16 protein-coding genes are annotated in these 13,648 nt (G+C 73.0%); 10 read left to right on the top strand and 6 right to left on the bottom strand.

Annotation, left to right across the window (positions count from 1 at the left end):
• Nucleotides 1-34 precede the first annotated feature (34 nt).
• Nucleotides 35-304 carry a hypothetical protein gene (locus tag ACWDEN_RS04855; protein ID WP_450857223.1) on the top strand — a complete coding sequence of 90 codons (270 nt, stop codon included), beginning with the start codon at nucleotides 35-37 and terminating at the stop codon, nucleotides 302-304.
• Between the two features lie 19 nt (nucleotides 305-323).
• On the opposite strand, the gene ACWDEN_RS04850 is transcribed toward ACWDEN_RS04855, so the two are convergent.
• The 3 genes from ACWDEN_RS04850 to ACWDEN_RS04840 form a co-directional block, all read right to left on the bottom strand.
• Nucleotides 324-1,121, bottom strand: a complete 798-nt coding sequence (locus ACWDEN_RS04850; RefSeq protein ID WP_351622003.1) for an SAM-dependent methyltransferase — start codon at nucleotides 1,119-1,121, stop codon at nucleotides 324-326.
• A gap of 44 nt (nucleotides 1,122-1,165) precedes the next feature.
• Complete coding sequence (locus ACWDEN_RS04845) at nucleotides 1,166-1,819, bottom strand: GNAT family N-acetyltransferase (RefSeq protein ID WP_351622000.1); 654 nt, start codon at nucleotides 1,817-1,819, stop codon at nucleotides 1,166-1,168.
• A 383-nt stretch (nucleotides 1,820-2,202) separates the two neighbouring features.
• Nucleotides 2,203-3,264, bottom strand: coding sequence for an ATP-binding protein (locus tag ACWDEN_RS04840; protein ID WP_450857220.1), 1,062 nt, complete (start codon nucleotides 3,262-3,264; stop codon nucleotides 2,203-2,205).
• Between the two features lie 308 nt (nucleotides 3,265-3,572).
• On the opposite strand from ACWDEN_RS04840, the gene ACWDEN_RS04835 reads away from it, so the two are divergent.
• The 4 genes from ACWDEN_RS04835 (at nucleotide 3,573) to ACWDEN_RS04820 (ending at nucleotide 6,624) form a co-directional block, all read left to right on the top strand.
• Nucleotides 3,573-4,448, top strand: a complete 876-nt coding sequence (locus ACWDEN_RS04835; RefSeq protein WP_351621994.1) for a helix-turn-helix domain-containing protein — start codon at nucleotides 3,573-3,575, stop codon at nucleotides 4,446-4,448.
• Nucleotides 4,449-4,501: 53 nt separating this feature from the next.
• A complete protein-coding gene (locus ACWDEN_RS04830; protein WP_351621991.1) occupies nucleotides 4,502-5,317 on the top strand; it encodes an SAM-dependent methyltransferase in 816 nt (271 codons plus the stop codon).
• A 142-nt stretch (nucleotides 5,318-5,459) separates the two neighbouring features.
• The gene (locus ACWDEN_RS04825) at nucleotides 5,460-5,945 is read left to right on the top strand and encodes an SRPBCC domain-containing protein (protein WP_351621988.1); all 486 of its coding nucleotides are present in this window, start codon (nucleotides 5,460-5,462) and stop codon (nucleotides 5,943-5,945) included.
• Between the two features lie 178 nt (nucleotides 5,946-6,123).
• Complete coding sequence (locus ACWDEN_RS04820) at nucleotides 6,124-6,624, top strand: hypothetical protein (RefSeq protein WP_351621985.1); 501 nt, start codon at nucleotides 6,124-6,126, stop codon at nucleotides 6,622-6,624.
• A 154-nt stretch (nucleotides 6,625-6,778) separates the two neighbouring features.
• Here ACWDEN_RS04820 and ACWDEN_RS04815 read toward each other — a convergent pair whose 3' ends face one another.
• A complete protein-coding gene (locus tag ACWDEN_RS04815) occupies nucleotides 6,779-7,933 on the bottom strand; it encodes a PP2C family protein-serine/threonine phosphatase (RefSeq protein WP_351620593.1) in 1,155 nt (384 codons plus the stop codon).
• Nucleotides 7,934-8,188: 255 nt separating this feature from the next.
• Here ACWDEN_RS04815 and ACWDEN_RS04810 point away from each other — a divergent pair, with 255 nt between their 5' ends.
• The 4 genes from ACWDEN_RS04810 to ACWDEN_RS04795 all read left to right on the top strand — a co-directional run bounded on the left by ACWDEN_RS04810 (nucleotide 8,189) and on the right by ACWDEN_RS04795 (nucleotide 10,515).
• Nucleotides 8,189-8,884: a nucleotidyltransferase family protein gene (locus ACWDEN_RS04810; protein ID WP_351620590.1), complete on the top strand. Its 696-nt coding sequence runs from the start codon at nucleotides 8,189-8,191 to the stop codon at nucleotides 8,882-8,884.
• Nucleotides 8,881-9,159: a hypothetical protein gene (locus ACWDEN_RS04805; RefSeq protein ID WP_351620587.1), complete on the top strand. Its 279-nt coding sequence runs from the start codon at nucleotides 8,881-8,883 to the stop codon at nucleotides 9,157-9,159. Before ACWDEN_RS04810 ends, ACWDEN_RS04805 begins: the two co-directional genes overlap by 4 nt.
• Nucleotides 9,156-9,899: a metallophosphoesterase family protein gene (locus ACWDEN_RS04800; RefSeq protein WP_351620584.1), complete on the top strand. Its 744-nt coding sequence runs from the start codon at nucleotides 9,156-9,158 to the stop codon at nucleotides 9,897-9,899. The genes ACWDEN_RS04805 and ACWDEN_RS04800 overlap by 4 nt, the downstream gene beginning before the upstream one ends.
• 259 nt (nucleotides 9,900-10,158) lie before the next feature.
• Entirely contained in the window at nucleotides 10,159-10,515 is a 357-nt protein-coding gene (locus tag ACWDEN_RS04795; RefSeq protein ID WP_450857216.1) for a DUF6343 family protein, read from the top strand.
• A 204-nt stretch (nucleotides 10,516-10,719) separates the two neighbouring features.
• On the opposite strand, the gene ACWDEN_RS04790 is transcribed toward ACWDEN_RS04795, so the two are convergent.
• Nucleotides 10,720-11,709: an aldo/keto reductase gene (locus ACWDEN_RS04790; RefSeq protein WP_351620582.1), complete on the bottom strand. Its 990-nt coding sequence runs from the start codon at nucleotides 11,707-11,709 to the stop codon at nucleotides 10,720-10,722.
• A 283-nt stretch (nucleotides 11,710-11,992) separates the two neighbouring features.
• Nucleotides 11,993-12,130 (bottom strand): hypothetical protein, encoded by a 138-nt coding sequence (locus ACWDEN_RS04785; RefSeq protein WP_351620579.1) that lies wholly within the window; start codon nucleotides 12,128-12,130, stop codon nucleotides 11,993-11,995.
• A gap of 533 nt (nucleotides 12,131-12,663) precedes the next feature.
• Here ACWDEN_RS04785 and ACWDEN_RS04780 point away from each other — a divergent pair.
• Nucleotides 12,664-13,563: a hypothetical protein gene (locus ACWDEN_RS04780; protein ID WP_351620577.1), complete on the top strand. Its 900-nt coding sequence runs from the start codon at nucleotides 12,664-12,666 to the stop codon at nucleotides 13,561-13,563.
• The last annotated feature ends 85 nt before the right edge of the window (nucleotides 13,564-13,648 follow it).

Here is a 13,648-nt window from a genome sequence, read left to right as displayed (position 1 = left end):
CCCCTGCCCCTACCCCAGTCGAGTGGGAGCCGCCATGGTGACCGAGACCCCCCGAGCGACCACGGCCTCGGCCGACGAACTGCTCGCGCACGCCGACAGCTTGCGGGCCGACGCCGACCTCATGGACGGCTACGCCCGTCAGCTGCTCGCCACGGCGGCCACCCTGAGCGGCTGCCCGGCGGCGCCCGGCTGGAGCCGCCCCACCCTGGAGCAGCAGGCCGCCGCCTGCACCACGGCGGCCCGGCAACTGCGCACCGCCGCCGCGGCGTTGGACACCCACACACGAGCGGGGGACCGGGACTGAACCCGCTCGGCGAGCGGCCTCAGGGTTTGCGGGCCACCCCCACGTACACCGGCTGCTCCTGAAGGACCCGCGTTCCCGGCTCGGGGTGCCAGCGCGTGGCCGCTACGACGCCCGGTTCGCACAGGTCCAGGCCGTCGAAGAAACGGCTCACCTCGGCGTGCGAGCGCGCCCGGACGTGGGTGCCGCCGGCGCGGTAGACGGCCGCGATCCGTTCCCAGACCTCCGGGTCGAACTCGGCACCGGCGTGGGAGAGCGTCAGAAAGCTGCCCGACGGCAGCGGCTCCAGCAGGGTGCGGACGACACCGTGGGGATCCTGCTCGTCGGTGACGAACGGCAGCAGCGCGATCAGCGAGAGGCTCACGGGCCGGCCGAGGTCCAGATGTTCCCGGGCGAACTCCATGATCCGCTCCGGCTCGCGGACGTCGGCGTGCAGATAGGCGGTACGGCCCTCGGGCCTGCCCTGGAGCAGGGCTTCGGCGTGCCGCAGCACGATCGGGTCGTTGTCGACGTACACCACCCGGGCGCTCGGGGTGACCTCCTGGACGACCTGGTGCAGGTTCGGCTCGGTGGGGATCCCGGTGCCCACGTCCAGGAACTGGTCCACGCCCTGACGGGCGACGAAGCGGGCGGCCCGGTGCATGAACTCCCGGTTGGCCCAGGCCGCGTCCTTGGCGCCCGGGAAGAGCTCGAGCACCTTGCTCGCGGCCTCGGCGTCGACGGCGTAGTGGTCCTTGCCGTCCAGGAACCAGTCGTACATCCGCGCCGAGTGCGGCTTGCCGGTGTCGATCCGCTCGGGGCTGAATCCGGTGTCTGTCACGTCTGTCGGCTCTCCGTCAGGGGTGGGGGGTGATCGGGTGGTCGTCAGCGGCAGCGAGAGGCCGCCGCGCTGTGGTGGCGGTGCCAGACGGCCGCGACCACACGGCCGTCGGGCAGGGTGTGCCGGGTCGGCCCCTCGTCCGGTACGAAGCCGGCCCGGGCCAGGGCCCGCCGGCTCGCGGTGTTCCCGGGCTCCGCACCCGCCCGGACCGTGCTCAGTCCGGCATGAGTGTGCGCGAGAGCGGCGCCCGCCCGGAACAGCTCCGCGCCCAGGCCCTGGCCGCGGCAGGCCGGCGCCAGCCAACCGCCCATCTCGCCCGTGCGGTGCTCCAGTTCGAGGGCGCCGGCATAGCCGAGGTCCGACCTGCGCACGCACACGAGCAGCAGGGGATCGTCCGGGCCGGGTGCGTACGGCTGGGCCAGCTTCCGGGGCACCCGGCGGCCGTCGTCGCCGGCCGGCCGCCAGGCGAGCAGGGCCTTGCGGGTGCCAGGATCGGGCAGCACCCGGTCCGCCTGGGTGCCGAGCCAGTGCTGCGCCTCGGCATCGGCGCAGGCGGCGAGCGCCGCCGCCACGTCCAGCCGGGTCCGGGGTGTGAACAGCAACAGCCGTTCGGTGGCCAGGACGTGCCGGCCGGCCTCGGGCCCGCACCGCCCGGGCACGGGAAGCCCGTCCGTGGCGGCCCGCCTCCGGCGGATCACCGACCAGACCATGCACACCCCCGAGGGAACGGCTCGCGCGACGACCCGGAACCCGTGCGGACGCCGAGCCCCGACGGATGCGGACCTCCCGCACCGGCGGCGAATGTACCGGGGTTCGGGGGCTGGTGGGGGGTGCGCAGGGGTGGTTTCGGCACGGGAGGGCGGGGAGCGACGCGGCGGGGCGGTGGCGTGGGCCGGGGCAGTGCCGGGGGTCAGCGGCCTTGTTCCCGGGAGCCCGGCTTGGGGTGGGTGCGGGTCCAGGACGGGTCGGCGGACGGCGCCGGGGCGGGAGCGGGAGAGGCGGCGACGAGGTGCATGGGCATCCTTCGGACTGGTGGGGGATGGTCCGTTGGCGGTCGAGGGGGGGAGTGGCGGGCGTGGTCTCAGCCGTCGTCGTACGGCAGCTCCGCCCAGACGACCCGGGCGCGCCCGCCGGACTCCGGCGTCACGCCCCAGTCGCGGCTCAGCGCGTCGACGAGGAAGAGCCCGCGCCCGTGCTGGTCGTCGGGTCCCGGGCGGCGCGCCGCCGGCAGCGTGGGGCCGCCGTCCTGGTCCTCGACCTCGATCCGTATCAGGTCCGCCGTACCGTGCAGCCGGCAGGCGATCCGTTCGCCGGCCGCGTGCACAAGGGCGTTCGTGACCAGCTCCGAGGTCACCAGGACCGCGTCGTCCCGGGGGCCGTCCGGCACGCCCCAGGCGGTCAGCAGGTCATCTACGACACGCCGGGCCGTGCCGACGGCCGTCGGCTGCGCGGCCAGGTCGAACGCGGCGGCCGAGCGGGCGAGCGGGTCCCCGGAGGCGAGCCGGTCGGGGCCGAGGGGCCCAGGGAGTCGACCGGGACGCCCGCCTCCGGGTGGTCTCGGGCCGCCGGCGGGGACCGGCGGTCGATGCGCATGGTCCGGGGCGTCCGGGGCGGGGTGGGGGTGGTCCCCGGTGTCCTCCCGGGCGGGGCGCGGGCGGTCGTCGGTGTCGCCCGACGCCGGGCGTGGGCGCTCCCGGTCCGAGGCTCGGTCCGGGGCGTCCGTCGCGTCGGCGCAGGGGTCTGGTCCGTCAGCGGCGTACGCCCACCCGTGTCGGCGTTCCGCGCCGTCCAGGCTGCGGTTTGGCTGGTTTGCGCCGTGCAGGGGCGGGTGTGGGCGGTGGGCACGGTCCGGCGTCGGGTCCCGGTGGTCCGCGCTGTCCGGAGCCCGCTCTGAGCGGCTCGGGTTGTCCGGAACCCGGTCCGACCGGCTCGCGTCGTGCGGTGCCGGGTGTGGTCGGTCCGCGTCGGTGGGGGACCGGTACGGGTGCTGTATGGAAGCGGAAGTCGGGTCCGGGCGGTCCCCGGCCCGGGGCCGGCGGGGTACCGCCGGGAGGCGCAAGGAGCCGGGAGGCAGGGGTGGTCGGGCGGGGCTCCGGTGCTCGGGTGGGTCGTGGAGCGGCTGGGGGACAGAGGGCGGAGCCATCGCCGTGCGCCTTTCGTCCGGCCTCGCGTGGGGGGTGTGGGGGTCGGCCGACCGCGCGCAGCAGACGACACGCCTCCCACGAGGCCGTGGTGTGGCCCGGTCTCCCCCAACCCGGCCGTGGCGCCTGCTCCTTGGGTCGGCCGGAGCAGTGGTTCCACTGTGGCATCCGCCAACGACGCCTCGCAACCGGCAAGTTGAAATTTGCAAGTGGCGAAGTGCATGCTGCTTCGGCCGGAACGTGATCGAATGGGCCCGGAGAGCGATCGTGCGCGACAGTGTCCCAATGACCTGGTGAGGGGGTGTGGGGCGTGACCACGGAGACCGACTGGGGAGGCGCCCCCTCCGTCCTGCGCATGATCCTCGGCCGGCAGCTGGAGGAGCTGCGCACCCGGGCCGGCCTCAGCTACGCCGAGGCGGGCGCCGCCATCGGGGTCAGCCACTCCACCATCCGCCGCATGGAGGCCGCCAAGGTGGCCCGGCTGCGCCTCGCGGACGCCGAGAAGCTGCTCCAGGTCTACGGCGTCACCGACCAGGACGAGATCGACACCTTCCTGAAGTCCGTGCGTGAGGCCAACAAGCGCGGCTGGTGGCACACCTACCGCGATGTGATGCCCGACTGGTTCGCCGCGTATCTCAGCCTGGAACAGGCCGCGTTGCAGATCCGCGCGTACGAGAACCAGTTCGTGCACGGCCTGTTGCAGACGGAGGACTACGCCCGGGCGCTGCTCGGCGCCGAGAACCCGCACGCCTCCGCCGAGGCCACCGAACGCCGGGTCGCGCTACGCATGCGCCGCCAGGAACTGCTGGCCCGCGAGGCGCCGCCGCGGGTGTGGGTGGTCATGGACGAGACGGTGCTGCGCTGGCCGGTCGGCGGGCCGCAGGTGATGCGGGCGCAGATCGACCACCTCGTCGAGGTGAACCGGCTGCCCCATGTGACCCTGCAGCTCATGCCGTTCGCCCACGGCCCGCACCCGGCGATGCGGGCGGGCGCCTACCACCTCTTCCGGTTCAGAGCCCGCGAACTGCCCGACATCGTGTACCTCAACGGCCTGGTCGGGGCCGTCTACCTCGACAAGGCGGACGACGTCGTGGTGTACCGGGAGGCGCTGGACCGGCTCGGCGCCCAGGCCGCACCCGCCCGCAAGACAGAGGCCCTGCTCGGCGCGATCCGCAAGGAGCTGTGACGAACCCGCTCGTACGCAAGCCCCCCACCCCGACCCGAATGGGAGACACGGCGTTGCCCGACAACGGATGGCCGGCCGACCGCATCGACACCGAGAACGCCCACTCCGCCCGCATCTACGACTACATCCTCGGCGGCAAGGACTACTACCCCGCCGACAAGGAGGCCGGTGACGCCATGTCCAGGGAGTGGCCCGCGCTCCCGGTCCACATGCGCGCCAACCGCGACTGGATGAACCGCGCCGTGCGCTGGCTCGCCGAGGAGGCGGGCATGCGCCAGTTCCTGGACATCGGCACCGGCATCCCCACCTCGCCCAACCTGCACGAGATCGCCCAGGCCGTGGCCCCCGAGTCCCGGGTGGTCTACGTCGACAACGACCCGATCGTCCTCACCCTCTCCCAGGGCCTGCTGGCCAGCGCGCCCGAGGGCCGAACCTCCTACATCGAGGCCGACTTCCGCGATCCGGCGGCCATCCTGGACGCGCCGGAACTGCGCGAGACCCTGGACCTGGACAAGCCCGTCGCGCTCACCGTCATCGCCATCGTCCACTTCATGCTCGACGAGGACGACGCGGTCGGTGTCGTACGCCGCTTGCTGGAGCCGCTGCCCCCGGGCAGCCATCTGGCGATGTCCATCGGCACGGCCGAGTTCGCGCCCGAGGAGGTGGGCCGGGTCGCCCGTGAGTACGCGGCCCGCAACATGCCGATGCGGCTGCGCACCCTCGACGAGGCCCATGAGTTCTTCGAGGGCCTTCAGCTGGTCGAGCCGGGCATCGTCCAGGTCCACAAGTGGCGGCCCGACGGCACCGGCGAGCAGAACATCCGCGACGAGGACATCGCGATGTACGGCGCGGTCGCCCGCAAGCCCTGACCGGACGGCCGGCGAGCCCGGTCGGCCACCGCCGGGCCCCGACAGACCAGGGGCCGGGGTCCGCACCCACCTCCCGGACCCCGGCCCCGCCCTTTTCCCGCACAGCGAGCCGGGCTGCCCCCCGGCCCGCTAGCGTGGGCCCATGTACGCCACCCGAGCCTCCCGGCGCGTGCAGGCGCCCCCGCACGCCGTCTACCGGGCCCTGACCGACGCCGACGCGATCGCGGCCTGGCGGGTCCCGGACGGCATGACCGCCCGCGTCCACACCTTCGAGGCCCGGGAGGGCGGCCACTTCCGGGTCTCCCTGACCTACGACGACGCGTCCGCCACGGGCAAGTCGGGCGGGCACACGGACACGTACCACGGCCATTTCGCCAGACTCGTGCCCGGCGCGCTGGTGGTGGAGGTGTTCGAGTTCGAGACCGGTGACGACGCCGTAAGGGGGACGATGACCATGACCACCACGCTCACCGCGGCCGACGGCGGCACCGACGTGGAGATCCTGCACGAGGGCATCCCCGACGACATCCCCCGCGAGGACAACGAACGGGGCACCCGCATGGCCCTCGACAACCTCGCCCGGCTCGTCGAAGGGCCGCACGCCCGCCGGCCGTCCGAGGCGGAATGACCGAAAGGACGCGGAGAAGCGACCGGAATTCGGCACAACCGTCCGGCGGCCTCATGTTCCGGGACCGAAGTGGGAAAAAGCCGAGGGGAAGCGGAACCGGCGCGAGGGAAATGAGGTCTTAAAGGCCGTCGACGGCCGGGATCAGCCCGGTCGTAACGAAACCGGGGGAATGAGACCTATGTCCGCGCGTAGTCGCACAACCCTGATCACCGCCGTCGCCCTCACCGGCGGCCTCACCCTCGCCGCCGTCACGCCCGCCCTCGCGGGAGCCGGCGCCAGCCACACCACCCGTGCCTCCGCCGTGTCCTCCGCCCAGGGCGACCCGCGCAACGCCACCCAGCACGTGGCCGACTTCTACGGCGCCTACATCGACGCCGTCTGGTCCACCGACGACAGGTCCGCCGGCACCGCCGCCAAGGCGCTGCGTGCCTTCTACCTCTCCGGCGCCGAACAGAGGAAAGTCGCCGCCTTCGAGAAGAAGGAGCACGCCGACGGCATTCTCTTCGCGCAGGACGTGCCGGTGAAGTGGCAGGTGACCTACACCGGTTCCGGCGCCGGACACGCCACCAGCCGGGTCACGCTCACCTGGGGTGACGGGCCGCACGCCGAGGTCAGCCGGATCGACGTCCGGTCCGACCTGAATACCCTGAAGATCACCGACCTCAGGTCGGTCCGCTGACCGGGGGGCGTGCGGCCCCGCCCCGCCCCACTCGGGGCGGGGCCGCACGCCCGTCCGACAGCAGGGGCCGTGCAGCGCGCGTGCGCCTCGGCCACCATCGCCGCGTCGGAGGCACCCGTGGAGCCGCACCGGGGTGACCCCGATGGCCCCTTCCTCAGCCGTGCCGGAGGCTGTCCGCGTCGGCGGCCCGGCCATGGTGGTGGCGGCGGCGGTCGACGGCCGTGCGGTGCAGCGCGATCAGCGCGGCGTCGTCGCCCAGCCGGCCGCCCACATGGGTGAGCAGATCGCGCCGCACGTGGTGCATCAGCGCCTCGGGGCTGTCGTCGGTCCAGCGCACGACCCGCTCGGTGAGCGGATAGAACCGGCCGCGGGCGTCCCGGGCCTCCACCACGCCGTCGGTGTACAGGAGCAGGGTGTCACCGGGCTCGAAGGAGAACACGTCCAGCGTGCGCTCCGTGCTGCTGTGCACCCCGAGCGGCGGGGACGGGTGCAGGCTCGGGACCGTGACGGCGTGGCCGGGGCTCAGCAGCAGCGGCGGCGGATGGCCGCAGCTGGTCATCCGGGTCACCGGATCCCGGTCCGGGATCTCCACCAGCAGCGCCGTGGCGAACCGCTCGCCCGCCTCCTCCGGCGGGTCCAGTTCCTCCGCGTAACGGGTGACACTCTGCTCCAGCTGGGCGGCCAGCTCGGCGAGCGTCATGTGCCGGTGCGCGCTCTCCCGGAACGCGCCGAGCAGCAGCGCCGCCTCGCCGATGGCGGACAGGCCCTTGCCGCGCACATCACCGATCAGGACCCGTACCGAGCCGTCGCACCGGGTCGCCGCGTACAGGTCGCCGCCGATCTGTGCCTCGTCCTCCGCCGCCAGATACAGCGAGGCGATCCGCAGCGGGCCGATCTGCTCGGGCAGCGGCCACATCAGCACGTGCTGCGCGGCCTCGGCGACCGTGCGGACCTGGGCCAGCTGGGCCTGACGGCGCTCCCGCAGGGCGCTGTAGATCACCAGCATCACCGTCAGCACCGCGAGGGTGATGATCTGCACGATGTGGTTCATGGTGCCGATCCCGCCGTGGGTGAAGCCGATGAGGACCTGTGCGGCCAGCGCCAGCCCCCCGACGGCCGCCGTGGTCCGGGGCCCTGCGAAGGAAGGGGTGATCGCGGGCGCGATCACCAGGGCCGGGCCGAGGTGGACGCTGGTGGGGGCACGCATGTCCACCATCGTGATCACCACGATGAGCAGGATCGGGAGCAGCAGCAGAGCGTGTGCCGACTGCCACGGCTGCCGCGGACCCGCACTGAGCCGGGGCCTCATTCCTACAGGGTGCGCCTGTGCGGGACGCGATGCACGTGAGTACCGCCGCGGGGCCGGTGACACGGCAGCCGGCGGAGCGGTACGGGGGCGAGGCCCGCGCGTGCTGCCCGGGCACTCCGCCGCAGGTCGGGACGGGCGGGCCGCCGAGAACCGGCGGGCCGTACGCCGTGTCGGTGCGATCGCGCCGGGTACCCGTACGACCCCCGGGTCCGAACCGGCCGACCCGGGCGTGCCGGGGCCGCGAACGGAGATGCCATGACGCACAACGGGGAGGGCACCGCCCCACTCCGGCGACCGGAGGTCACCGAGCTCCGCCTCGCCGGGGGCGGACCGGACCAGCCCGTCGCGCCGTCACCGGGACACCCGGGGCAGCCGGAGCTGCCGCAGGACCGCAGCCAGGCGATCCTGGAGGCCACCAAGGAGATCGGCGCCCTGCTCAAACGCGCCGGCCACCCCTTCGCGCTCGCCGGCAGCGTGGCCGTCTACGCCCACGGCGGCAGCCGTTACCTCCAGCACGATGCCGACTTCTGCGTGCTCTCCGACGACGCCGAGGCGGTGGTGGCCACCCTGCGCGAGGCCGGCCTCCCCATCCGGACCCCGCCCGAGGACTGGCTGCTGAAGACCACCTGCCGCGGGCAGAACGTCGACATCATCTTCTCCCTCGCGCACCAGCCCGTCACCAAGGACATGCTGGAACGCGCCCATGTCCTGCCGGTCGACTCGGTGCTGATGCCCGTCCTCTCCCCGACCGACCTGATCCACAGCCTGATCAGCGCCTTCTCGGAGCACTACTGCGATTTCGGGGCCGTCCTGCCGGTGGCCCGCGCCGTGCGCGAGAAGGTCGACTGGGACGAGCTCCGGGCGGCCTGCGGCGACCAGCCCATGCCGGCTGCCTTCCTCTTCCTCCTCGAACGGCTGAACGTGATCGACCCCCAGGAGGGGCAGCCATGACCGACACGAGCCCGCCGCCCCCGTCGGCGGCCGGCAACCTGGACTACCGCGTCGCGCACCTCGCCGAACGTCTGGCCACCGGGGACCTCGGAGAACTCGGCGTACGGCTGGAACTGCGCGGCGACGCCATCCTGCTGACCGGCACCGTGCCGTCCAGCCAGTGCCGGGACGACATCTGCCACATGGCCCGCGAGGAGCTGGCGGGGCACCCCGTCCACTGCGACATCCTCATCGCCGGGACCTCCTCGCCCGACCACGGAGAGGACCTGACATGATCCGCGTCGCGGCCGTAGGGGACATCCACATGGCGCCCGAGAGCCAGGGCACGCTGCGTCCCTCCTTCGAGACGCTGCCCCGGTGCGCCGACGTCCTGCTGCTCGCCGGGGACCTCACCCGGCACGGCACGACCGAGGAGGCCGCCGTCGTCGCACGGGAGATCAAGGACCTCGGGGTGCCGGTCGTCGCCGTCCTGGGCAACCACGACCACCATGACGAACGGCCCGAAGAAGTCGCCGCGACCCTGCGCGAGGCGGGCGCCTACGTCCTGGAGGGCCAGGCCGCCGTCGTCACCGCCGGCGAGGCCCGGATCGGGGTCGCCGGGACGAAGGGCTTCGGCGGGGGATTCGTCGGACGCTGCGCCGGGGAGTTCGGCGAACCCCTCATGAAGGAGTTCGTCCGCTACAGCCGCCAGTGCGCCGATGGCCTGCAAAGTGCCCTGAAGGACCTGGCCGACCGGAACTGCGACGTGCGGATCGCCCTGACGCACTTCTCACCCGTGCCGGACACCCTGGCCGGGGAGCCGGCCGAGATCTACCCGTTCCTCGGCAGCTATCTGCTCGCGGAGGCCATCGACACCGCGGGCGCCGACCTCGCCGTGCACGGCCACGCCCACGCCGGCACCGAGCACGGCATGACCAGCGGCGGCGTCCGCGTACGGAACGTCGCCCAGCCGGTCATCGGACAGGCCTTCCACGTGTACAACCTGCCGGGCCACGGGGAGCACACACAGGGGTGAGCCCACGGGCGGCTGAGGCGGCCGGACGGCGCGGTGCCGCGCTGTGCACGATGACACCCACACCGGGGCAGCATCCGTCGGACCGGCGGCGCCGCAGGGCACGAACCTCCGGCCGAGCAGGCGGTGAAGGGGCCAAAGGCCGTTTCCCGTACGTCACTTGAGCCGCGCGTGCCCTTCCTCACCGCCACCGGTTTGCCGGGCGCCGGTCCTGGCTACGCGGTCGGCAGCAGACCGTGAAGCCCCGCCGAAGGAGGCCGTTATGCACGACGAGCGCCGCGGCCGCACGGTCGTGCCGGACTCCCGGTCGCGCTCCGGAGCGTTCGGTCACCGTTTCCCGCGCACCGGCACCGAACCGGCCACCGCACGCAGCGCCCTGCGGCTGCGCCAGTTGCTGTCCGCCGTCTTCCTGCCGCTGTTCGCCGCGGCGACGGCCGGCTTCGCCATCTGGGCGGCGCGCTCCGGTCCGGGCGACAGCCCTGGCGGCGGCCCGCTGACCGTCCTCGCGGTGGTGTGCGGTGTCCTCGCACTGGCGGCGGCGCTGGATCTCGCGGTGGTCACGGGACGGAGGCGGCGAGAACGGCACACGGACCCCGCAGAGCCCCGCCCCCACCCCTGAACCGGACCCCACAGAGCCCTCCTCCCGCCGCAATCGCCGGGAGGAGGGCGCGGTCGGCGCCCAGCTCGCGCAGGGGCCGCTTCCAGTTCCTCGCCCCCGAGACCACCGACCTGGACCTCGCGACGGCAGCCCGCACCGCCACGCGCCCCGGCATCGGTGAGTGCGCGAGACGCCGCACGTGCAGCATCCCGTAAGGGGCGGCGCTCACCGATTGACGGCCCTCATCCCGGCCTCGTCATACCGCTCACCCGCCGCCGCAGGCAGCTCCGCGTCGATGCGGGCCAGATCGTCCTTGGTCAGCTCGATACCGACCGCACCGGCGTTCTGCTCCAGGTAGCTGCGGCGCTTGGTGCCGGGGATCGGCACCAGGTCCTCGCCCTGGGCCAGTACCCACGCGATGGCCAGCTGGGCCGGCGTCACGTCCTTCTCGGCGGCGATCTCCTTCACCTTGGCCGCCAGCCGCAGGTTCGCCTCCAGGTTGGCGTCCGTGAAGCGCGGGTTGTTGCGGCGGAAGTCGTTCTCGTCCAGCTCGTCCGGCGAGGTGAAGCGGCCCGCGAGGAAACCACGGCCGAGCGGGGAGTACGGCACGAAGCCGATGCCCAGCTCCCGGCAGGCCGGCAGCACCTCGGCCTCCACGTCCCGCGTCCACAGCGAGTACTCGCTCTGCACGGCGGTGATCGGGTGCACGGCGTGTGCCCGCCGGATGGTCTCCGCGCTCGCCTCGCTCAGCCCGATGTGCCGCACCTTGCCCTCGGCGACCAGCTCGCCGAGCGCGCCGACGGTCTCCTCGATGGGCACGTTCGGGTCGACCCGGTGCTGGTAGTACAGGTCGATGTGGTCGGTGCCCAGCCGCGTCAGCGATCCGTGGACCGAGCTGCGCACGTGCTCGGCGGATCCGTCCTGCCGGCCGACGGTGCTCATGTCGCCCGGCACGGCGTCGTCCATCCGGTAGTTGAACTTGGTCGCGAGCACATACTCGTCGCGGTGCCCGCGGATCGCCTCGCCGACCAGTGACTCGTTGGTCAGCGGGCCGTACACCTGCGCGGTGTCGAGGAAGTTGACGCCCAGTTCGAGGGCCCGGCGGATGGTCGCGATGCCCTCCTCCCGGTCGGCGGAGCCGTAGAAGGCGGACATGCCCATGCATCCGAGGCCGATGGCCGATACCTGGAGGTCCCGCAGACTGCGCTTCTGCATGTGATGTCCCAGCCTTTCCTGCACATTCGACGGTCGTTTCGTACGGCGCACGGGTCGGTGCCCTCGCGTGCCGTACGTCTGCGACGCTACGAGTTGGAGCGCTCTCCAAGTCAAGCAACGCTCCGGGCCCGGCCAGGAATGCAGCCGCACCGGCAGCTCGAACTGGTCGTTCTGGCCGGAGGGCACGAGGGCGCGCTGCTCCGGACGGGTGCAGAGGTTCACGACGGGCGCGACCGTCCGCTGCATGGTGGAGGCGATCTCCTCCGGCCGAGGTGACGCGAGATCAGAGGGCGGGCACGGCGAGGTGGATGTCCGACAGCCGGTCCGGGACGTCCTCGATGCCGGTCGCCGTGGCCGAAGGAGAAGCGCGCGTTGTTGCCGCCGTCCCGGCCCTGCCGAGCCGTGATGAACTGGCCGTCATCACAGGGGAGTTCGTGAGGGCGGCTCCGGCACCGCGGGCACGGGCGCCCCGCCGAGCCGTTGAAGGGGCCTGCTTTGGAGGACGGATCCGAGGGGGCGGAGGTTGCCTCTGAGGCCCGGATTCCGCCGATTCGGACCTGTGGGTCTTCCCACACCCCCACGCATCCGCAAAGGATCTTGACGACCGCCTCCCGGCTCGCTGAACTGTCACCGATCGGGTCTCACCACCACAGAGACCCACACCGGGGGAGGGACCGGGCGCATGTCGGAACGACAGCGGCGCAAGCAGCAGGTGACGATGACGCATGTCGTGATCGCACTCACCAGAACCGAGGCACGCACCGGCGGCTGAACGCGCGGGCGCCGCGACCCGCACGCGGGGGTGGGCCGGCCGGGAGAGATCCGTACATCTATACGATGGCGGCCGATACGGGTGGATGACCGAAAAACACCCCGCGGCCGGAATACCGGGATCGGGGTGAAGGGGGCGATGCACATGACGGGGGAGCCGAAGGCGATGGGCTGCCGTGCCTCATGACGACTGAAGCGCGCACAGAGTGGTGCCGCGCACTGCTCGCACGGCTGGTCCGGTTCACCGGGCGCACGCTGCGGGGCGAGTGGCACGCCATCGTCGTCGAACCGGTACGGCGCCTCACGCGGCGCGGACTGTCCGGGCTGCTGCTGGGGTTCGTCGCCGCGTTCGGCGTCATCTTCTTCCACGCGATCGCCCAGCACCCGCTCGGCGCGGTGTGGGTGACCCGGCTGGGCGGCGTCAGGGCCGACCTGCCGCTGTGGCTGTCGCTGCTGCGCACACCCGTGTCGCTGTACGTCCCGGCGCTCGATCTGCCGGTGTGGGCGGGCATCACCCAGCTGTTCCTCGCCTTCGCCTGGGCCGAACTGGCCCTGGGCCGGGCCCGGACGCTGGCGATCTCCTACGCCACCACCCTGGCCGGCACGCTCACCGCGCGCGTGATGATCGCGCTGGGTCCCGGCTGGGGCGGCTTCGGGCTGCCGCACCAGTACGCCGAGGTGCTCGACACCGGACCGTCCGCGGCCGTCGTCGGTCTGTTCACCTATCTCTCGGTGGTGAAACGGGCGCCCGTGGTGTTCACCCTGACCGGCGGCTCGATGGTGTGGGAGTCCATCGCCGTACCCAACCTGGCCGGCCGCGAGCACCTGATCGCGGTGGCCTCGGCGATCGTCCTCGGCCTGCTGCACGGCCGCCGTGCACGACTGCGGAACCTTCTGCGGGCCGTTCCGCGGTCCCTGCTGCCCGTCCGTGACCGCGGACCCGCGCCCACGGAACCACCCACGGTCCCCGTCCCCGCCCCCGCACCGCCCCGGACCGTGCCCGTGCCGGCGAGCGTCGAACGGCCGCGGACCGGGGCGCAGGAACGGTCGCAGGACACGGCGATGACCTCCCTGGAGTGCTGATCGAACCCTGCTCGTGCCTGTGGCGCCGCCCACCCCGTCAATGTGATGGTTTTCGCACGTCGACACGAGCGGCCACCCCCTAAGG

It is taken from the genome of Streptomyces sp. NPDC001153, assembly GCF_053598315.1.
This window is presented reverse-complemented; position numbering and strand designations above follow the sequence as displayed.